This is a genomic window from Paucibacter sp. B2R-40 (genome assembly GCF_025717555.1).
Taxonomy (GTDB): domain Bacteria; phylum Pseudomonadota; class Gammaproteobacteria; order Burkholderiales; family Burkholderiaceae_C; genus Paucibacter_A.
The window spans coordinates 122698-142687 of the sequence record NZ_JAJIRP010000006.1 but is presented as its reverse complement, the minus strand read 5'-3'; the positions used below and the strand labels follow the sequence as shown (position 1 = coordinate 142687).

Sequence of the window (19990 nt, the reverse complement as noted above, 5' to 3'; positions counted from 1 at the left end):
GAAGGCTTGATCAGGCGGGCCTCAATTCGCGCTGAGCCGGTGCAGCGTGGGGCCAGCCAGCAAAGGCGTCGGCTTGGCCGCCGCCCAATCGGCATGGCCGGCGCCGTAAAACGGTGACAGCGGATGACCACTCTGGCCGCCCGGCATGCTCAAGGTCGCCTCGGCCTCCAAGCCGGGAGAAACCACCATGCGCTGGGATTGGCCGAAGGCCGGCCGTGCGACAAAGGGCAGGTTGGCATCCCCCCCTTGCGGAGCGGAGGGCATGTCCAGCCAAGCCGACAGGGCGGGCACGGCCTTGGACATCACATGCTGGATGCGGCTGGTGTTGTACTGGCCCCAGCTCGCTTGGGCCAATGCCTGTTTGCCGTCCTGGGTCAGCTCCATCAGCGCCGCGTCGACTTGGGCCAGTTGAAAGGCATCCCAATTGGCGAAGCCCGGTGGCAGCAGGTGGGCAGGCCGTTCGGTCAGTGCTTGCACGGCGCTGTATTCGAACTGTGAGCGCCATTTGAAGCGCAACTTTTCGTCGGCCTGCATGGCGCCCAGCAGGGGCGTCGTCCAGGCGGCCCAAAGCGCGTCCAGGGTCCGCAGCCGTACCGTGCGAATCAGGCGGTAGCCGACCTGTTCGGCATCGGCGCGGCCGCTCCATTGCTTGAGCTGCGCGGCCGCTTCGGCGTGTCTTGAGTCGGCGTTCAGCAGAGGCATCAGGCGCTCCCCCCAGGTCTTGATGAAGCGAGCCTCGGTGTCGAAATGAATCGCGCCCAGGCTGGCTGCGGTTTGGATGGGGCGCTCGCTCAAGCGGTCGCGGATCTGCTGCGCGCGGGCGCCCAGGTCGAAACCACCGTCGCCGATCAGCTGCGCCTGCGCGCCGCCCAATTGGCGGTTGTTGGCGGTCCAGAGTTGGCCCGCCGGAGGATTGAGCAATTGCGGATAGTCGCCCAGGGTCAGCCATTCATGCTTGGGCGATTGAATGGTTTGAAAGCGAGCGTAGCCGGCCTCATCGGGCGCTTGTGTCCACAATCGGCCGGCCACGCTCCAGCCGATCTGCCCCTTGGCATCGGCGACCAGGATGTTCTGGTGCGGAATGCCGGACGCCTGCGCGATGCGTAGCGCAGCCGCTGCGTCGCCGGCCCACAGCATGTTGTCCAAGCTCAAGTTGTAGGCCTCGCCTAAATGGGCAACCCAGCGCAGCGCATAGCGTTGGCCAGCGCGCTCGCGCACGATCGGTGAGCCATCAAAGTCCAGCACATCCAGTTGCTGCGGCGCCGCGCCCTTGATGGCGATAGTTTCCACATGGCTTTTCAGCCTCGCAGGAGCAAGTTCGGCGGGCAGCTTGATCCAATCAAACCACTGGCCGTAGGCATTGGTAAAGCCCCAGGCTACTTGGCCGTTGGAGCCAACCACCAGGCTGGGCATGCCGGGCAGGCTCAAACCCGCTGCCCGCAAGACCTGACCCCCTTTGCCTTTGATCTCCAATTGGGTGCGGTACCAGATGCTGGGCACACCCAGGTCCAGATGCATATCGTCGGCCAAGATGGCGCGGCCATCGGCGCTGCGGCTGCCGGCCACGGCCCAGTTATTGCTGCCCAGAACTTGTTCCTCGACAGCTTGCACACTGCGCGCAGCCTGCGGTGCTGGGCTGGGCTGCGCCTTGCGCAGGTCCAGCAGCGCTGGCCCCGGTAGTGTGGCCGGTTTCACTGGGCTGGCGTCGAGCGCCGCGTCCCAGTGGCCCCCGCGTGGGTTGAGCCAATCGAACAGCGCATCACCAGCGCGTTCGCGCAAGGCCGCGCGCTCGAAGCCGGCGTCGATGCTGCCGCCTTGCAGCATCCAGAACATTTCGCCGACGACCAGCAGCGAGTCAACGGCCGTCCAGGCCGCAGGTTCGCCGCGCAAAATCAGGTATTGCCAGGGTCTCAAGTGCAGGCCGGAAAGGCCCGCATTGACACCGTCGGCATAGGCGTTCAGCAAGCTCTGGTCGGCGGCCGACATTTGGGCCAGTCGCTCGGTCAGACGGGCGCGCAGGCGGTGGACGCGACGCTCTTTGTCGCGCGCAAGGGCCTTGTCCCCAAACAAGGCCGACAACTCGCCGGCTGCCGAGCGCCGTGTCAAGTCCATCTCGAAAAAACGTTCCTGCGCATGCAAGTAACCCAGCCCCCGGGCCAAATCCAGTCGGTTCTCACCGCGCAGCACGGCAGTGCCCAGCGCGTCGCGCTCCAGGCTCAGTGGCGCTGCCAAGCCGGGCAGGGTGATGCTGCCGTCTATTTGCGGCAGGCTGGCTCGCACTGCCAACCAGGCTGACAGCCCGGTCAATAAGAAGACGCTGCTGGCGCCGATCAATAGGCTCGGCAACAGGCGCGGCGCGCGGCGTTTCGTTGTGCTTGCTTTGTTCATGGCGGCCATTGTGGTGGCGCCGCCAGCTTGTTGTGGCCTGGGGTTTCCCTGCCCCAAGCGGAGATCAAATTGTGTGCACCAGGGTCAGCAAAAGGCTGCTGTCCAACTCGGCCACCACCGCGTGCGCCTCGCTGGCGCGCAGCACGGTCAACTGGCCCGCGCTGAGCGGCAAGTGCGTGCCCGGCATGTCCAGGCGCACGCGTCCGGCCAGGCATTGGATGCACAACTCGCCGGCCAATTTGTGCTCGCTCAAACGCTGGCCGGCCGGCAACAACAGGTGCAGCAGTTGCAGCTGCTCGGCCTTGATCAAGCTGGTGCTGGGGGTTCCTGCGCTGAACTCCGTCAGTGCCTTCAGGTCTATCAATTGTCCGAGGCTTGCGTGTTGGATTGCCATGCTGGTCTCCAGGAGCTTGCAGTCTAAGCTCGCCGCTTGATTGTGTTGCAGGCTTCTAGAATCGGCCATGCTCATTTCATTCTTTTGCAGTTCCAGGCAGGCTCGCTCTGGCACTTTGTTGTTGATCCTGTCGCTGAGTTTGCTGATCACGGCTTGTTCGCATGCGCCCTTGGTCCCGCCGGAGAAGGCGGTCACGATCGTCCCGGAAGTAACAGGCCGCAGCACTTTGCCGGCGCCATTGCCGGCGCCGGTGCCTCCCCGCCTTGGCTTGGCCCTGGGCGGCGGCGGTGCGCGGGGCTTTGCGCACATTGGTGTGATTCAGGTGCTTGAAGAGCAGGGCATCAAGGTTGATTTGCTCGCCGGCACCTCGGCCGGCAGCTTGGTTGCAGCTCTCTATGCGTCCGGCCTCAGTGGCCGTGAGATGGCGCTGCTGGCCGAGAACATGGATGAAGGTGTCATCACCGACTGGGCCTTCCCGACCCGTGGCCTGATCCGTGGCGAGGCCTTGGCGCGTTTTGTGCGCGAGAAGACAGGCGCCAAGCAGATCGAGCAAATGAAGCTGCCGCTGGGCATCGTCGCCACCGACGCGTCGGACGGCTCGGGCATTTTGTTTCGGCGCGGCGACACCGGCACGGCGGTGCGTGCGTCCAGCTCGGTGCCGGCGGTGTTTCAGCCGGTCAGGATTGGCGGGCGAGACTATGTTGACGGCGGTCTGGTGGCGCCGGTGCCGGTGAGCTATGCCCGCAAGATGGGGGCCGAGGTGGTGATTGCGGTGGACATCACATCGCCGCCCGAAGAGAAGCCCGGCGGCAACGCCATCAGCATGTCGGCCCAGTCCGTCTCCATCATGATGCGCAGCATCAACAACTATGAGTTGCGCGAGGCCGACATCGTGCTGCGGCCCAAGCTCGACGGCATTGGTAGCGCCGACTTCACGGCGCGCAAACGCTCGGTGCAGGCGGGACGTGAAGCGGCTTTAGTCGCGCTGCCGCAGATTCGGGCCAAAATCGCCGCCAAGACGCATTGACTCTTACTGAGATTGCCTGGCTGCGGCCCCACCTTATGAACTCAAATTCTTTGCCGCTGTTTCCGCTGCAATCGGTGCTGTTTCCGGGTGGCTATTTGCAGTTGCAGGTGTTCGAGCCGCGCTACTTGGACATGGTGGAGCGCTGCCATCAATCAGGGCAAGCCTTTGGCGTGGTCAGCTTGCTGGAGGGCGGTGAAGTGCGCCGCCGCCTGAGCGGACAAGCGAGCTTTGTGCGCGAGCGTTTCAATCTGCACGGCACCTTGGCGCATATTGAAGCGCTGGAAAAGCCACAGGCCGGCTTGTTCAGGCTGCGTTGCCGAGGTGGCCAGAGATTCAGGCTCCTGAGCAGCGAGCAGGCGCCGCACGGTCTGTGGTGGGGCCAGGCCGAGCTGCTGGCCGCAGATGCCGATGTCGCGGTGCCGACCGATCTTTTGCCGGCGGCTGAACTCTTGCAAACCTTGTTGCACAAGCTGGAGCAGGGGGCGGCTGCGCTCGATCTGCCCTTGCAGCCGCCTTACCGCTGGGCCGACTGCGGCTGGTTGGCCAATCGCTGGTGCGAGCTTTTGCCCTTGCCGCCCGACGAGCGCCAACGCCTGATGCAGTTGGACAACCCCTTGCTGCGGCTGGAGTTGGTGGCGGATCAACTGGATCGCCTGCAAATCCCGCCGCAATAACGCAAGAGGCCCGCTGTGTACAGCAGGCCTCTTTTCAAACTTCAAAGCCAGCCCGAGGGGCTGACCCGCAACTCACTGCTTAGGCAGCACGCTTGGACGAGCGAGCGCCGGCTTGCGTTGCCTTGACGGCCGAGTTGGTGGCGGCTTGGAAGTTGGCGGCAGCCACGTCAGCGGCTTGCTTGCCAGCCTTTTGCACCGATTCCAGCGCGTTGTTGGCGGTGGTGATGGCGTTCTTCACCAGCGCAACCACGTTCTCGGAACCGGCCGGTGCGTTCTTGGCGGCGGTTTCGACCAGTGCGGCGAACTTGGCTTGGGCATCAGCGACTTGAGCTTCAGCAACCTTGGCGATTTCGGCGCTGGTACCGCTGGTGATTTCTTGCACGTGGCGGCTGTACGAAGCAGCCTTCTCGGCGCTTGGCTGCAGCAGTGTCGACTGCAAAGCCAGCAGTTCTTGAGCGTCCTTGACCGACAACAGGCCTTGGGTGGACTCAACGGCTTCGGCCAAGGCGGTCTTGGCGACTTGCATGTTCAGCTCGACCAACTTCTCAACACCTTGGAAGGCGGTGGTGGTCAGGCCGAAGAGGGTTTCGACATTGGCTTTGTGGGCGGCGAAGAATTGTTCAGCTGTCAGCATGGTGTGCTCCTGTGTGGGGGGCGACCCCCGGTTGATTTCAAATGAAATTCGTCTTGCGGATGTTCGCAAGCTGCTGCACAGTTAAATGCTGCGCTGCAACAAAACGAATTGTAGGGACTTCAAAATGATTTGCAAGCATTATTTGTTGCGGCGCAGCAAATAACCTCAAAACTCATCGTCCGCTGGGCCAGATTGGGCGCGAGCGCGAGCGCAGCGGGCGTAAAAAAAGCCCGGCTACGAAAACCGGGCTTGGCAAGGCAAACTCAGGCCGTGGGCCCGAGCGGCTGCCGCCGTATTCAGGCCGTCGCGCGCTTGCCGTTGCTGCTGCGGGCGGCGGTTTGCGATGCTTTGACGGCGGTGTCAGCGGCGGCCTCGAAGTTGGCCTCGGCCACTTCACTGGCTTGGCGGGTCGCGTGCTGGATAGACTCAAACGCACTGTTGGCGGCTGCCACGGCGGTTTTGACCAGGGCTACGGCGTTTTCGCTGCCGGCCGGTGCATTCTTGGCGGCGCTGTCGATCACGGCGGCGAACTTGGCTTGCGCATCGGCAATTTGAGCTTCGGCAACCTTGCTCACGGCGGCATTGGTGCTGTTGGCGATGTCGTACAAATGACGGCTGTACGCGGCTGCCTTTTCGGCGCTTGGCTGCAACAGCGTCGACTGCAGGGCCAGCAGTTCTTGGGCGTCCTTCACCGAAAGCACGGCTTGAGTGGACTCAAGCGACTCGGCCAAGGCGGTCTTTGCAACTTGCAGATTCAGCTCGACGAGCTTTTCGATGCCCTCGAACGCTTTGCTGGTCAGGCCAAACAGCGTTTCGATATTGGCTTTGTGGGCGGCCAGGATTTGTTCTGTATTCAGCATGTAGCACTCCTTGATCGGGGTCTACCCCCCGAGATATGGGTCTGTTGAATTGCTTCGACAGCGGGATTGTTGCGCTGCAACAATGCAAAGTATATGGACGACCCATAAGTTTGCAAGAGGTTTTTGCTGCACCGCAACAAGTTAGGGGGTAGGCGAATGAGACGCTGCCTGCCCTGCGCATGAGCTTGCGCTTGGCCCGTGACGCCGGCATGACATCGGGGCCGCGCCAAAGCGGCTATGGTGTGGGCATGTTGGCCTTTCATTCCGATGCCCATAGCTTGGCGCTGCCGCCAACGCACCCATTTCCGCAGTCCAAGTATCGGCTGCTGCGCGAGCATTTCGAAACCAATCCGGGCCTGTTGCGTATGCAAGCCGCGCCGGCCGCCAGCGAGGCCGAGTTGGCGCTGGTGCACACGCCGGACTATCTTGATGCGGTCTTGCTGGGCCGACTGAGTGCGGCGGCGCAGCGCGAAATCGGATTCCCCTGGTCGGCGCAAATGGCTGCACGCTCGAGGCATTCGGTCGGTGCCAGCATCGCGGCGGCGCGCGCGGCCTTGCAAGAAGGCGTGGCCGCGAATATGGCCGGCGGCACCCATCATGCATTTGCCGATCGAGGCTCGGGCTACTGCGTCTTCAATGATGTGGCGGTGGCCGCCAGGCTGATGCAGGTCGAATGGCAGCTGCAACACGGGCAATTGTTGCGCGTGCTGGTGATTGACCTCGATGTGCACCAAGGCAATGGCACGGCCGCGATCTTTCAAGGCGATGCCAGCGTGTTCACCTTCTCCATGCATGGGGCCAAGAACTTCCCGGCCCGCAAGGAAGCGAGTGACCTGGATGTGGATTTGCCTGATGGCTGCGGCGATGCCGACTACCTGGCCGCACTTGATACCGCTTTGACAAGGGTTTGGGACCGCCACCAGAGCGCGGCGCCCGGCTTGGCCTTCTATCTGGCCGGTGCCGACCCGCATGAGGGCGACCGCCTCGGCCGTCTCAAGCTGACGACCGCCGGCATGCTGGCACGCGACCAATTGGTGCTGGATGCTTTGCGCAGCCGCCGCATCCCGGTCGCGCTGAGCATGGCGGGCGGCTATGGCCGTGACATCACGAGCACCTTGGCCTGCCAGGTCAATACCTTGAACACCGCAGCACACAGCTGGCTGCAATGGCAGCGGATGCCGCCACAGCCTTCAATGCAAGAATAGCCCCAGCCACCTCCAAAGGAATGCACCAGTGAATTTGTTTGAAACCCCCAGCCCGCAAGATCAGGCCGCCGTCGACAAGGCGATTGAAACCCGCCGCTCGATGCGCGCTTTTTTGCCCACGCCGGTGCCGCGCAGTTTGATTGAAGAGATCCTGCGCGTGGGCGCCCGCGCACCGTCCGGCACCAACACCCAGCCCTGGCAGGTGCATGTGCTGACGGGGGCGGCCAAGGAACGCTTGAGTGCGCGCATCCTGGCCGCTCACAACGATCCGGCCGAGCTGAGCACGCATCGCGAGGAATATGCCTACTACCCGGTCGAGTGGGCCTCGCCCTATATCGACCGCCGCCGCAAGGTCGGCTGGGATCTGTACGGCCTCTTGGGTCTGGCCAAGACCGACCGCGCCGGCATGCACGCTCAACATGGCCGTAACTACCGCTTTTTCGATGCGCCGGTCGGCCTGATGTTCACCATCGACAGGGTGATGCAGCAAGGCAGTTGGTTGGACTACGGCATGTTCTTGCAAAACATCATGATCGCGGCGCGTGGCCACGGCCTGCATACCTGCCCGCAGGCCGCGTTCACCCAATTCCACCGTCTGATCGCCGAAGAACTGAGCTTGCCGCCGACGCAAATGCTGGTGTGCGGCATGGCGCTGGGCTATGCCGATCCGAACGCGGTCGAGAACACGCTGCAGACCGAGCGCGCGGCGGTGGCCGAGTTCACGCGTTTCTTGGAGGACTGAAGCTTGGCTGCGCGAAAAAAAGTGCTGGTGGCCCGGCGCATCTTTTCCGATATCGTGGGGCGCTTGGCCGAACATTTCGACGTCGAGGAGCCGCTCGATGACACGCCCTTGCCGCAGGCCGAGTTGATCCGTCGCCTGCAAGGCAAGGCTGGTCTATTTGCGACCGGGACGGAGCTGATTGACGCGACGCTGCTGGCCGCCTGCCCGGAGCTGCGCGCCGTCTGCCTGATGACGGTGGGCTATAACAATGTTGATCTGGCCGCTTGTAGCGCCAGAGACGTGCGGGTCACCAACGCGCCGGAGGTGCTGACCGAGACCACGGCCGACTTCGGCTTTGGCTTGATGCTGGCGGCGGCGCGGCGCATCACCGAGGCCGAGCATTACCTGCGCGCCGGTCGCTGGGGTCAGTGGTCGATTGACCTCTTGGCCGGCGCCGACGTGCATGGCGCCACGCTGGGTATTTTGGGTATGGGCCGCATCGGCCAAGCGATTGCCAAGCGCGGCGCCTTGGGCTTCGGCATGCAGGTGATTTATCACAATCGCAGCCGCTTGGCCCCCGAGTTAGAAACGCCACTGGGTGCGCAATGGGTGAGCAAGGACGAGTTGCTGCGGGGCGCCGATCACCTGATCTTGGTCGTCCCCTACTCAGCCCAGGCGCATCATTTGATTGGCGCGAGCGAACTGGCGTTGATGAAACCGACCGCCACCCTGACCAATATCGCGCGCGGCGGCGTGGTCGATGATGCGGCGCTGGCCGAGGCCTTGGCGGCCGGGCGTCTGGCCGCTGCCGGCCTGGATGTGTTCGAGGGCGAGCCGGCGCTGAATCCGGCCCTTTTGGCGCTGAGCAATGTGGTGCTGACGCCGCATATCGCCAGCGCTTCGCTGCCGACGCGCCGCGCGATGTGCAATCTGGCGGTTGACAACTTGATCGCCTTGCTCGGTGGTGGCGAGCCCCTGACCGGCTTGAACTGAGCGCGAACCTGAGCACGGAAGATCCGGCATGGATAAGTTGACGGCGATGCAGGTCTTTGTGGCCGTGGTCGACAGTGGCAGCCAGTCCGCCGCGGCCGAGCAGCTGGATCTGTCGCGCCCGGTCGTGTCGCGCTACCTGGCCGAGCTGGAGGCCTGGGCCGGTGCGCGCCTGATGCACCGCACCACCCGCAAACTCAGCCTGACGGCGGCCGGCCATGAACTGCTGCCGCGCTGCCGCCAGTTACTGGACTTGAGCGCCGATATGCAGGCCGCCGTGGCCTTGCCCGACAAGGCGCCGCAAGGCCTGCTGCGCTTGACGGCCAGCAGCTCCTTTGGGCAGGCCCAGTTGGCGCGTGTGGTGGCCGAGTTCGTCGCACTTTACCCGGCCGTGTCCGTCGATCTGGTCTTGCTGGACCGAGCGGTCAATCTGGTCGAGGAACGTATCGATCTGGGTGTGCGCATCAGCAATGAGCTGGACCCCCATTTGATCGCCCGGCGCTTGACAGTGTGCCGCTCGGTGCTATGCGCCGCGCCGTCCTATTTGCAGCAGCGGGGTACGCCCAAACGCTTGGAAGAGCTGAGCCAGCACAACTGCCTGAGCCATTTCTACTACGGCAAGAGTCTCTGGACCTTCGAGCAGGATGGCGCGCCCGCTTCGGTCGCCACCAGCGTCAATGTCAGTGGCAACGTCAGTGCCAATGACGCCGGCGCTTTGATGCAGGCCGCTCTGGCCGGCGCGGGCGTGGCCCTGCTGCCGACCTACCTGGCCGGCGAGCATCTGCGCGCGGGGCGCTTGCTCGCGCTGCTGCCCGATTTGAAGCCGACCGAGTTGAGCATTTATGCGGTCTACGCCTCGCGCAAGAATATGCCTGCGGCCCTACGGGTGATGTTGGATTTTTTGGCCGAGCAGTTCGCGCCCGAGCCCTTGTGGGATAGTCAGTAATCCGCCAACCCTAAGCAGCCAATTCATCGCATGAACGATTCAGCCAAACCCGATTCTTCGACCTACACGCCGCCCAAGGTCTGGACCTGGAGCAAGGAAAATGGCGGCCAGTTCGCCAGCATCAACCGCCCCATCGCCGGCCCTACGCATGAGAAAGAACTGCCGGTAGGCCGCCACCCGCTGCAGCTCTATTCGCTGGCCACGCCCAATGGCGTCAAGGTCACGGTCTTGCTGGAGGAGTTGCTGGCGCTGGGGCATAGCGGCGCCGAGTACGACGCCTGGCTGATCCGCATCAATGACGGCGATCAGTTCGGCAGCGGCTTTGTTGCCGTCAACCCTAACTCCAAGATCCCAGCGCTGCTGGACCGTAGCGGCGCTGCGCCTATCCGGGTGTTCGAGTCGGGCTCTATCTTGCTGCACCTGGCCGAAAAATTTGGCGCCTTCCTGCCTGCGGACGCCGCCGGCCGCGCCGAATGCCTGAATTGGCTGTTCTGGCAAATGGGCAGCGCGCCTTATCTTGGCGGCGGCTTTGGGCATTTCTATGCCTATGCGCCGAGCAAGATGGAATACCCGATCGACCGCTTCGCGATGGAGGCCAAGCGCCAACTCGACGTGCTGGACCGGCGCCTGGCCGACAGCCCCTATCTGGCCGGCAGCGATTACACGATTGCCGATATTGCGGTCTGGCCTTGGTATGGTGCCTTGGTGCTGGGTCAGCTCTACGGTGCAGCCGAGTTCTTGCAGGTAGACAGTTATGTCCATGTGCAGCGCTGGGCCAAGCAGATCGCCGCACGCCCGGCGGTGCAGCGCGGCCGCATGGTCAATCGCAGCTGGGGCGAGCCGGCCGGCCAGCTATGGGAGCGCCATGAGGCGAGTGACTTCGAGTCCCAGACGCAAGACAAAATAGGCGCGCCAAGCTGATTTTGGCTCAGGGCTGCTTGCTTTCTACCAGCAGCTGCAGCGTCAAAGGCAGCGCCTGCTCGTACTGCTGATCAAGTGCAATGGGCCGACCTGCCTGCAGCACCGGGACGTCTGTAAATGATGTCCCCAGCTGGGCTTGCAAGACGCTCAATGGCAGCAGTTGGGGTTCGCCGGCCTGGTTTGGCAGTACCAGACCGATCCAGCGTCCCGCCTGGTCGAACACTGGCCCGCCGCGTGGGGCGATCGGGAGTTCTACACCCACGGCTTGTTGATTGTTGGCCGCGCTGATGCGGCCTAGAAAGCCCCGGTGCATGGCCGGCCAGGCGGCCTGCGCCGAGGGTGTGGCCAGATAGGCAAAGCTGGTGGCCGGGCTGCCGGCGAAGGCATCGCGGGGCGCGCGCGACAGGGTCGATTGCGCCGTGGGCAATGGTTTGTCCAGGCTCAGTAGGGCCAGGCCCAGGTTGTCAAAAGTTTGCACCAAGCGTGCAGCGCTGGTATGGCCCAAGCCATTGCGCAGCCAGAGTTGCGTCGCGGCTTGGCTGGGTGCCAGCGGTACCAGGGCCAGGCGGCCGCCGTCCAGCAAGAGCCCGCTGCCCACGGCTTGCGCATGGGCGGGCAGGTCCGCCCCAATGGCGAGCGGACCCGGGCGAATGCGGGCGGTCAGCGGGTCGGACTCGGCCTCGGCCCCCGGTTCAGCTGCCGGCAAAGCCTGCCTCATGGCCGACAACGTAGGCTCATCCGGCAGCCGCTGCAAGCCGACGTCCAACATGCGCTTGGCCTCTACCCGCTGTTCGCCCAGAGCCAGCATCCAGGCATACAGCGCCAAGGCCTCTGGATCATGGATATGCGCGCCGGCGGTGTGCGAGGCGAACATCAAGGCGCCGCGGTAGTCGCCGCTCTGCATTTGTGCCTGCAACATCAGCAGCTCGGTATCGGCGGAATGGCTGATCGCAGCAGCGGCGTCAAGCCGGGCTATGGCCGTCGCGCTGTCGCCTGCGGCTAACGCCCTGCGGGCGGCCTGCAGCAGCGCCAAACGCTCGGGCTCGCTTGTGTGCAAGGCTTGGCCTTGCACCGGTTGATGCTTGTGTTCATGGGCTTGGGTGCCGCCCGAAACGAAGATGGCCAGGCTAAAAAATAGCCCGGCCACGCTTGGGTTCCAGCTCGACACCGCCCGCTTGCTTCCAAGCTGTGGGCGGCTCTTTTTCATCAAGGCGTCTGTGTGATGCGGGGCTTGTTCAGCACCGCGCTGCTGGGGTTATAGGCGTTTGCTGCACTCTTGTAGCCGGCCAGGTAGGCGATCAAGGCATCGATGTCTTGTGCGCCGCCCTGGACATTGCTGCCGCCCAGCAGGACCGTGAAGCCGTCGCCGCCGGTGGCGGTGAAGTTGTTGACCGTCACGCGGTAGGTCTTGGCCGGGTTTTGCACCACGCCGTTGATGACGATGTTGTCAGCAGCACCCGTCACAACCGGTGGGTAGACCGTCACATCGGTCGGTGTCAGCGTGACGTTCTGGATCTTGGCGCAAGCCGGTGCTGTGGCGCTCCAGCTGTACTTCAGGCCATTGCTGGACTGCATCACGCGGTTGGCGGTCTGGCCCTTGCAGCCGGCGAATTGCTGCTCAAGCACATCTTTGAGCTGCTGAGCCGTCAGCGTCATCGTCACCAGGCTGTTGCCGAAAGGCTGGACGGTGAAGGCGTCGGCGTAGGTCAGCGCATAAGGATAGCTGGCTGCTGCGGGCTTGACGAAGCCGGGGCTGCGTACGCCGCCGGCGTTCATGAAGGCCATCACGGCGCCGCCCAATGCGGCCGGCTGTGTCGCTTGCAACTGGGCGTCGGCGATCAAGTCACCGGCTTCCATTTCGCCGGCGCTGTTGGCGGCATTGCTCAGACCGGTGGTGATGGTGCCCACCACTTGACCGGCAATCGGCGAGACCGCGCTCTTGTAAGCCAGCACCACGTTCTTGACTTCGGGGTTGTTGGCAATGGCGGTGTTGACGGCAGCGTCAGTGCGATCGACCAAGCGGTTGGTGGCGCTGACGGCCGTGACGTCACGCGTCACCGAGTCAATCGTCAAATCAACTTCGGTCAGGGCGCGGCCGAAGGCGCTGGAACTGGTGACCGGGATCAGTCGGCCGGTCTTGTTAGGCAGGCCGGTAGGACGCGGCGTGATGACCGCGTTGGCGGCGCTGCTGCCGGTCACGTCGACGGTGTTCTTCGAGCAGTTGTAGGCGGCGTGGGTGTGGCCGCTGATGACCAGATCGACCGCGTTGTCAAAGCGTGCGACGACCTTGGCGATATCGCTGGCGCTGCCGTCCGGGTTCTTGAGGTCATTCAAGCAGCCGTTGATATCGCTGGCATTGGTCAAGCCGCTGCCGGCCGGCGCGTTCTGGAAGCCGCCTTGGTGAATCAGCACCACGACGGACTCGATGCCCTGGGCGCGCAGCTTGGGGATCAAGGCGTTGACCGAGTCGGCCTCGTCCTTGAATTCCAAGCCGGCCACGCCGGTGGGGGTGACGATGCCCGGTGTGCCGATCAGCGTCATGCCGATGAAGGCGACCTTGACGCCGCCAAAGCTCTTGATGCCATAGGCCGGCAGCAGGGTGCGGCCGGTGGCGGTCTCGATCACATTGGCCGACAGCCATTTGAACTTGGCGCCGTCGAAAGTGCCCGCTGCGGAGGAGCCGAAGCCCTTGCAGCTATTGGCCTCTGGGATGCCGCCAGCGCCCAACTTGCAGCCGCCGTTTTGCAGCCGGCGCAGCTCGTCCTTTCCTTTGTCGAACTCATGGTTGCCCACCGACGAGAAATCGACGCCGATCTTGTTCAGTGTTTCAACCGCTGGTTCGTCAAAGAACAGCGCCGAGATCAGCGGCGAAGCGCCGATGAAGTCACCCGCACCGACGACCACCGTATTGGGGTTCTTGGCCTTCATTTGTGCCACATAAGCGGCCAGGTACTCGGCGCCGCCGACGGCAGGGCGCAGATTGGTCGGGACGGTGGTGTTCTTGCCGAAGGTGCCGGGCGTTTCCAGCGTGCCGTGGTAGTCATTGAAACCAATGATCTTGACGCTGATGGGCGCAGCTTGGGCCATAGTCAGGCCGAAAGCTGCCGTCAGGGCCAGCAGCAGGGGGCGTGTGTTCAACATGATGGGTGCTCTTTCGATGGTGGTCGTGTTATTGCTGTTGGCCGGCGTTGCGGCGGCGCATGGCGATCAAAGACAGACCGGCCAGCAGGCTCAGCAGCGTCGCTGGCTCGGGCACTGGGGAGACTTCCGCAACGGTCAGCGCAATGCCGCCGGTGGTGACGTTCATCGGGTTGCCGTCCAGCAGGACCGAGCGCGACAAATAGCCGCTGATGTCGTAGCTGCCGGCTTCAAGCGTGAAGACGCCGCGGCTGAATGCGGGCTTGGCCAGGGCCAGATCGAAATCGGTGACCGAGCTGCCTTCCAACATCGGGTCGCCGTCAACGCCGACGCTGGTTTCGCCCAGGGTCGCGCCCTTGTTTTGGACGATGAAGCGGTCGCCGGAGATGCCGGTGTCCAGCACGGTCAGGCTGCCGACAAAGCCGTTGGCGATCGTGAAGCTGAAGTGCGCGGGGGAGGCATCATCAAAACCCACCAGCCAGTCGAGGCTGTAAGCCGGCGCCTGGTCGACATTGACCAAGAACTCGGTCCAGCTGCCATTTGCGGCCAAAGTGGCAGCCTGGGCCGCGCCCAAAGCGCTGGCCAATGTCAATGCGCCGACGGCAGCTGCACGAATGAAGAATTTGCTTGTCATGATCAAGTCCTGGTTGGAGGGGAGGGCCGCCGTCAAAAAACGACAAGCCGCGATCCTGCCTGCGCGCAGTGACCGGGGCGTGACCTCGGACCCCGCCAACTAGGACAAATGGATCATGGCTTCAGCGGGCTCAGCAAGGCCACGGGCACAAAGCTGCTCGGCCGCTGGGCGTTGACCAACAAGGTCAGCCGACCCTTGGCGCGCGTCGCGGCGACATAGAAAAGATTGCGCTCGCCGGCCACCTCGGACTCGGCGTCGGGGAACACGCCTTGACTCAAATAGGGCAGCAGCACATGCTCGAATTCCAGTCCCTTGACATGGGCGGCACTGGCCAAGGTGATGGCGGGCTGCGCCTTGTTGGAGCGCACCTTGCCTTCGGCGCGGCCTGCCAGGCGCTGCGCTTGTGCCTCGTCCTGCGCTTGCAGCGATTTGAAGAAATCGAGCACGCTGGCATAGTCATTCGCCGCCGCCAGCAGGCCTTGCATATGGCGAGCGAGCTCGTCGCGCCGCTCTTTCTCAACGAACACGTCACGACCAAAGCGCGTCATGTCAAGCGCTGACAGAAAAGCCGAGAAGCCCGCCCCGTCCTGCACCGCTTGCAGCGCTTTTTGCAGCCGCTGTTTGACCTGGGCCGGCGCCCAGTCGAGGATGTGCTGATTGAAGATCGAGGCCACCACCTGCTCGCTGTCGGCGGCCGCCGCGCGCGCCTCGCGCATGAAAGCCTCAGACGATTGGTAGTCGGGGTCGTCGGCCTTGAGCGGCGGCGTCTGCGTCATCTCGAACAAGGCGTCGGGGATCAAGCGGCGTGTGGCGGCGCCGCCCAGCGTGTCAAGCCTGCCACTGGCTAGCGCAAAGACGGTGCGCACGAACAGCACCTCGGGTCTGTGCAGGTAACTGACAAAACCCATGCATTGATAGGCGATGCCCTGGGCGTGCAGGGCGTTCTCCAGCAGCACCGATTGGGACTCGCGCCGCAGCAGCACCGCGCAGTCGCTGTAGACCTCATTGCTGCGCTGCTCGCTGCGCCAGGCCTGCAAGGCCGCCACGGTTGCCGCCGCCGTTGTCGGAGTCGTGGGGCCATCGCAAGCGATAGCTCGCAGCTCGGTCTGGCGCTGCTGCTGGGCCGCTATCGGCTTGCCCGCCAGCTTGGCCATCCAGCCCGCCAGCTTGGGCCCATAGCGAAAACTCAGTGACAGTGGCAACCGCTGCAGCTTGCGGCCGAGTTCTGCGTCGAGTGCGCGGCTCATGAAGCGGGCGTCGGCGCCGAAGTGTTGATGGATGACCTGATCGCGGTCGCCGACGCCGCAAAAATACACCTCGGGTCTGTGCAGCAGCGCGCGCAGCACGGTGAACATTGCTTCGTTGCAATCATGCATTTCGTCGATAAAGATGCCGTCGAACTGGCCCAGCGGCAGCTCCTCGGGCCCATCGATGCGGTCCGAACGCAGCAACCGGGCGAGGTCATAAGTGGCGTCCAGCGGCAGGCGGAAGTTGGCATGCTCGTGGCCGGAGTCCAGGCGCAGATGCTCATAGGCGCGCAAGATGCGCAAGAGGCTGTAGTCCAGGCCCAGTTCGTCGCTCGCGTAGTCGGGGCTCTCGCCTTGCTCGGGCGGGTTCAACTCCAGCAACAAGCGGCCCTTGATGCCTTGTGTGCGGCGCAAGAATTCACCGACATAGGATTCGGCGCCATACGAGGGCAGGCTGAGTTCGTCGGCAAAACGCTCAGCCGCGTTGTTGGCCACTGCGTCAACGGCGGCCCAGACATAGGGCCTGGCCTGCTCGGCGCTGCGCAGCTGGCGCACCGGGTTGACACCGTCGATGGTTTCGATCTGCTGCAGCACGCTTCGCGCGTAGTCATCGAAGGTCTCGATGCGCACCTGCTTGTGCGGGAGGCTGTCGCCGGCCAGGAACTGCAATGCCCGGCGCAATGCCAGGCAGGCGGTGGGCGTGAAGGTCAGCGCCAACATGCGGCGCGGCGCAGCACCTCGCGCCAGCACCTCGCAGATGCGCAGCGCCAGCGAGGTGGTTTTGGCCGTGCCGGCGGCCGCTTCGATCAGGATGGAGCGCTCGCCCGAGGCCTGTATATCTTCTTGCTCGGCGGTGACAGGGATGGCTTGGGTGCTGAAGCGCAGTGAGCCATGAGTTGACATGAGGAAAGGCCTATTCGGTGCAAGCAGAGCCGGGCATTTTGCTTTACTTGTCTGGCCTGTGTTCGCCTATGTTTGATAACGAACAGACCCGCGCCGGTTCTATCAGGCAAAGTTATTGTTTATGCAAACCGACAATGTCTCGTCCACTCAAGCCGCCGCGCCACCTCGCTCAGCGTTAGGCCCGGAGCCCGGCTCAGCCATCTTTGTCGCCAAAGCGCTGGCCAAGACCTACCAAATGGGCGAGGTGACGGTGACGGCCCTGGTGGATGTCGACCTGACGATTTACAAGGGCGAGTTCATTGTCTTGCTGGGCCCCTCGGGCAGTGGCAAATCGACTTTGCTGAATATTCTGGGCGGGCTGGACAGCCCCAGCAGCGGCAAGGCGCAGTTTGGCGAGCAGGATTTGACGGCGGCAACCGAGGCCGAGCTGACCCGCTACCGGCGCGAACATGTCGGCTTTGTGTTTCAGTTCTACAACCTGATTCCCAGCCTGACGGTGCGCGAGAACGTCGAACTGGTGACCGATATCGCCAGCAATCCAATGCCTGCCCTGGAGGCGCTGAAGCTGGTGGGGCTGGCGGAGCGGGTCGATCACTTCCCGTCCCAGCTCTCGGGCGGCGAGCAGCAGCGGGTGGCGATTGCCCGCGCCATCGTCAAGCGCCCCGATGTGCTGCTGTGCGATGAACCGACCGGCGCGCTCGATTATCTGACCGGCAAGCTGGTGCTGGAGGTGATTGCCAATATCAACCGCGATCTGGGCACCACCGCCATCGTCATTACGCATAACGCCGCGATTGCCGGCATGGCGGACCGTGTGCTGTACCTGGGCGAGGGGCGGGTGCAGCGGATCGAAGTCAATGCTCACAAGCTGCAGCCGTCCGAGCTGACCTGGTAGGGCAAGGTCAAGCACCGATGAAGACGCTGGACAAAAAGCTGCTGCGCGACCTGAGGCTGATGTGGAGCCAGGCGCTCACCATCGCGCTGGTGGTGGCCAGCGGTGTGGCCGGCTTCATCACCAGCTTCAGCGCCTATGACGCCTTGTCCTGGTCGCGCGATTTGTACTACGCCGACGCTCGCTTTGCCGATGTGTTCGCCACCCTCAAGCGCGCCCCCTTGTCGCTGGAGCCGCAGCTCCAGGCCATGGCCGGCGCGGCGCATGTGGAAACCTCGCAGGCGCAGGTCGTGCCGGTCAGCATTGCCAATGTGGCGGACCCCATCGTCGGCCTGCTGCTGGGGCTGGACCCGCTGGCACCGCCCCGGCTCAACAAGGTCGATCTGCGCAGCGGGCGCATGCTCAGCCCCGCCCGCAGTGGTAGCAGCATAGGCGCGATGGAAGCGCTGGTGTCGGAAGGCTTTGCCCAGGCACGCGGGCTCAAACCCGGCGACTCGGTCACGGCGCTGATCAACGGCACCCGCGAGCAGTTGCTGATCGTTGGCATCGCGCTGTCGCCGGAATACATTTTTGCCGGCTTAGGGGGCTCGCCCGATCAGCGCGGCTTTGGCGTGTTTTGGGTCGACAAGAAAACGCTGGCGGCCGCCTACAACATGGAGGGCGCCTTCAATCAAGTGGCCGTGCGGCTTGGCCCCGGCGCCAGCGAAGGCGCGGTGATTGATCAGCTCGACCGTCTGCTGGCGCGCTATGGCGCCAGCAATGCGCATGGCCGTGATTTGCAGATGTCACATGCGATGCTGAGCTCTGAAATCAGCCAGCAGCGGGTGATGGGCACGGTGCTGCCCAGCATCTTCTTGGCGGTCGCGGCCTTTTTGCTCAATGTGGTACTGGGGCGGCAAATCGCCACGCAGCGCGAGCAGGTCGCCGCGCTGAAAGCGCTGGGTTACGACAATCTGGCGATTGGCCTGCATTATCTGAAGTTGCTGCTGCTGATCGTGGCGCTGGGTGTCGTGCTGGGTCTGGCCCTGGGCGCCGTGTTGGGGCAGCTTTTTGTCGGCGTCTACGCGGAATCATTTCGCTTCCCCGACATGCGCTTTCGGCTGCGGCCCGATCTGGTGCTGGTGGCCGTGTTCGTGACGCTGGGCGCGGCGGTCTTGGCTACTGTCAGCGCCATCCGCGCCACCGTGCAGTTAGCCCCGGCCGAGGCGATGCGCGCGCCTTCGCCCGGCATTTACAAGCCCATGATGATCGAGCGCTGGGGTTTGCAAAAAAGTCTGTCACCGGCGCTGCGCATGGTGCTGCGCACGATGGCCCGCCGGCCGCTGCGCAGCAGCCTGACGGTGTTCGGCGTGGCGCTGTCGATGGCGATCGTGATCACCGGTGCATTCATGCGCGACTCGGTGGCGGTGCTGATGGAGATTCAGTTCAGCCAGGTGCTGCGCGGCGACGTGGTGGCGGCCTTGCTGGAGGCCACGCCTGCCGAGGTCTTGTATGAGGCCGCCAAGCTGCCCCATGTCACTGCCGTGGAAGGCATGCGCAGCGTGCCGGTGCGGTTGGTCAATGGACCGCATCATTGGCGCGGCACCCTGTCTGGCAAAGCGCCGCAGCCCGATCTGAGCCGGATTGTGGATATGAACGGTCGCGCTTACGCGGCTCCGCGCGATGGCTTGCTGCTGACGGATCGCCTGGCCACCAAGCTGCAGGTGCAAGTGGGCGACTTGCTGCGGGTGGAAATGCAGGAGGGCCGGCGCGAAGTGCTGGAGCTGCCGGTCAGCGGCACCGTGCATGAAATGCTGGGGCTCAATGCCTATCTGCAGCGGGCCAGCCTGAACAGGCTCTTGCGCGAGGGCGATCTGGTGAACAGCTTCACCTTGGCCGTGGCGCGCGATGTCGGCGCCGAGCCCGCCTTGCTGAGCCGTCTCAAGGACTTGCCCCGGGTCGGATTGGTCATCAGCAAGTCGACGATGGCCAAGAATATCGAGGATGTGACCGTGGGCAATCTGCTGATGGTCAGCTCGGTGCTGACCGCTTTTGCCATCGTGATCGCCGTCGGCGTGGTTTATAACAATGCCCGCATTGCGCTGGCCGAGCGCGGCTGGGAGCTGGCCAGCTTGCGCGTGCTGGGCTTCACGCGCGGCGAAGTCTCGGCCATTTTGCTGGGTGAGTTGGCGATTGAAATCGCGCTGGCCATGCCGCTGGGCATGCTGTTGGGCTACCTGCTGGCGAGCGGCATCGTCACAGCGATTCAAACCGACGAATTCTTTTTCCCCTTTGTGATCACGCCCGCCACCTATGCGTTTTCGGCCCTGTGCGTGCTGCTGGCCGGTGCGGTCAGCGCCTTCATCGTGCGCCGGCGCGTCGATGCGCTGGACCTGGTCGCGGTGCTGAAGACGCGTGAATGAAGAAACAGCCTCAC

The 19990-nt window shown here is 63.8% G+C and carries 17 protein-coding genes; 9 read left to right on the top strand and 8 right to left on the bottom strand.

The features are described from left to right. Window positions 1-21 precede the first annotated feature (21 nt). A complete protein-coding gene (locus LNV09_RS13815; protein WP_263557651.1) occupies window positions 22-2388 on the bottom strand; it encodes a penicillin acylase family protein in 2367 nt (788 codons plus the stop codon). Between the two features lie 64 nt (window positions 2389-2452). Beyond that, entirely contained in the window at window positions 2453-2782 is a 330-nt protein-coding gene (locus LNV09_RS13810; RefSeq protein WP_263557650.1) for a cupin domain-containing protein, read from the bottom strand. Window positions 2783-2849: 67 nt separating this feature from the next. Between LNV09_RS13810 and LNV09_RS13805 the strand changes: the two genes are divergently transcribed. Next, complete coding sequence (locus tag LNV09_RS13805) at window positions 2850-3809, top strand: patatin-like phospholipase family protein (RefSeq protein ID WP_263557649.1); 960 nt, start codon at window positions 2850-2852, stop codon at window positions 3807-3809. Window positions 3810-3844: 35 nt separating this feature from the next. Then, window positions 3845-4483, top strand: a complete 639-nt coding sequence (locus LNV09_RS13800) for an LON peptidase substrate-binding domain-containing protein (protein ID WP_263557648.1) — start codon at window positions 3845-3847, stop codon at window positions 4481-4483. Between the two features lie 79 nt (window positions 4484-4562). Here the strand turns inward: LNV09_RS13800 and LNV09_RS13795 are convergent, their stop codons facing one another. Further along, entirely contained in the window at window positions 4563-5117 is a 555-nt protein-coding gene (locus tag LNV09_RS13795; protein ID WP_263557647.1) for a phasin family protein, read from the bottom strand. Window positions 5118-5413: 296 nt separating this feature from the next. Next, window positions 5414-5977 (bottom strand): phasin family protein, encoded by a 564-nt coding sequence (locus LNV09_RS13790; protein WP_263557646.1) that lies wholly within the window; start codon window positions 5975-5977, stop codon window positions 5414-5416. Window positions 5978-6225: 248 nt separating this feature from the next. Here LNV09_RS13790 and LNV09_RS13785 point away from each other — a divergent pair, with 248 nt between their 5' ends. From LNV09_RS13785 to yghU, 5 genes are read left to right on the top strand one after another with little or no spacing between them, the layout of a single operon-like run. Further along, complete coding sequence (locus LNV09_RS13785) at window positions 6226-7182, top strand: histone deacetylase family protein (protein WP_263557835.1); 957 nt, start codon at window positions 6226-6228, stop codon at window positions 7180-7182. Between the two features lie 34 nt (window positions 7183-7216). Then, complete coding sequence (locus LNV09_RS13780) at window positions 7217-7924, top strand: nitroreductase (RefSeq protein ID WP_263557834.1); 708 nt, start codon at window positions 7217-7219, stop codon at window positions 7922-7924. A 3-nt stretch (window positions 7925-7927) separates the two neighbouring features. Then, window positions 7928-8896 (top strand): 2-hydroxyacid dehydrogenase, encoded by a 969-nt coding sequence (locus LNV09_RS13775; protein ID WP_263557645.1) that lies wholly within the window; start codon window positions 7928-7930, stop codon window positions 8894-8896. 28 nt (window positions 8897-8924) lie between these two features. Further along, window positions 8925-9839, top strand: coding sequence for a LysR family transcriptional regulator (locus LNV09_RS13770; RefSeq protein ID WP_263557644.1), 915 nt, complete (start codon window positions 8925-8927; stop codon window positions 9837-9839). A gap of 30 nt (window positions 9840-9869) precedes the next feature. Further along, window positions 9870-10760 (top strand): glutathione-dependent disulfide-bond oxidoreductase, encoded by an 891-nt coding sequence (yghU, locus tag LNV09_RS13765; RefSeq protein ID WP_263557643.1) that lies wholly within the window; start codon window positions 9870-9872, stop codon window positions 10758-10760. 7 nt (window positions 10761-10767) lie between these two features. On the opposite strand, the gene LNV09_RS13760 is transcribed toward yghU, so the two are convergent. From LNV09_RS13760 to LNV09_RS13745, 4 genes are all read right to left on the bottom strand, one after another. Continuing rightward, window positions 10768-11967, bottom strand: coding sequence for a S1 family serine peptidase (locus LNV09_RS13760; RefSeq protein WP_263557642.1), 1200 nt, complete (start codon window positions 11965-11967; stop codon window positions 10768-10770). Next, window positions 11967-13901: a bifunctional metallophosphatase/5'-nucleotidase gene (locus LNV09_RS13755; RefSeq protein WP_263557641.1), complete on the bottom strand. Its 1935-nt coding sequence runs from the start codon at window positions 13899-13901 to the stop codon at window positions 11967-11969. Before LNV09_RS13755 ends, LNV09_RS13760 begins: the two co-directional genes overlap by 1 nt. A gap of 28 nt (window positions 13902-13929) precedes the next feature. Continuing rightward, the gene (locus LNV09_RS13750; protein WP_263557640.1) at window positions 13930-14532 is read right to left on the bottom strand and encodes a PEP-CTERM sorting domain-containing protein; all 603 of its coding nucleotides are present in this window, start codon (window positions 14530-14532) and stop codon (window positions 13930-13932) included. 113 nt (window positions 14533-14645) lie between these two features. Next, on the bottom strand, window positions 14646-16682 hold the full coding sequence (locus LNV09_RS13745; protein WP_263557639.1) for a 3'-5' exonuclease: 2037 nt from the start codon (window positions 16680-16682) through the stop codon (window positions 14646-14648). A 235-nt stretch (window positions 16683-16917) separates the two neighbouring features. Here LNV09_RS13745 and LNV09_RS13740 point away from each other — a divergent pair, with 235 nt between their 5' ends. Beyond that, on the top strand, window positions 16918-17577 hold the full coding sequence (locus tag LNV09_RS13740; RefSeq protein WP_263557833.1) for an ABC transporter ATP-binding protein: 660 nt from the start codon (window positions 16918-16920) through the stop codon (window positions 17575-17577). A gap of 17 nt (window positions 17578-17594) precedes the next feature. After that, on the top strand, window positions 17595-19976 hold the full coding sequence (locus tag LNV09_RS13735; protein WP_263557638.1) for an ABC transporter permease: 2382 nt from the start codon (window positions 17595-17597) through the stop codon (window positions 19974-19976). Window positions 19977-19990: the final 14 nt, after the last annotated feature.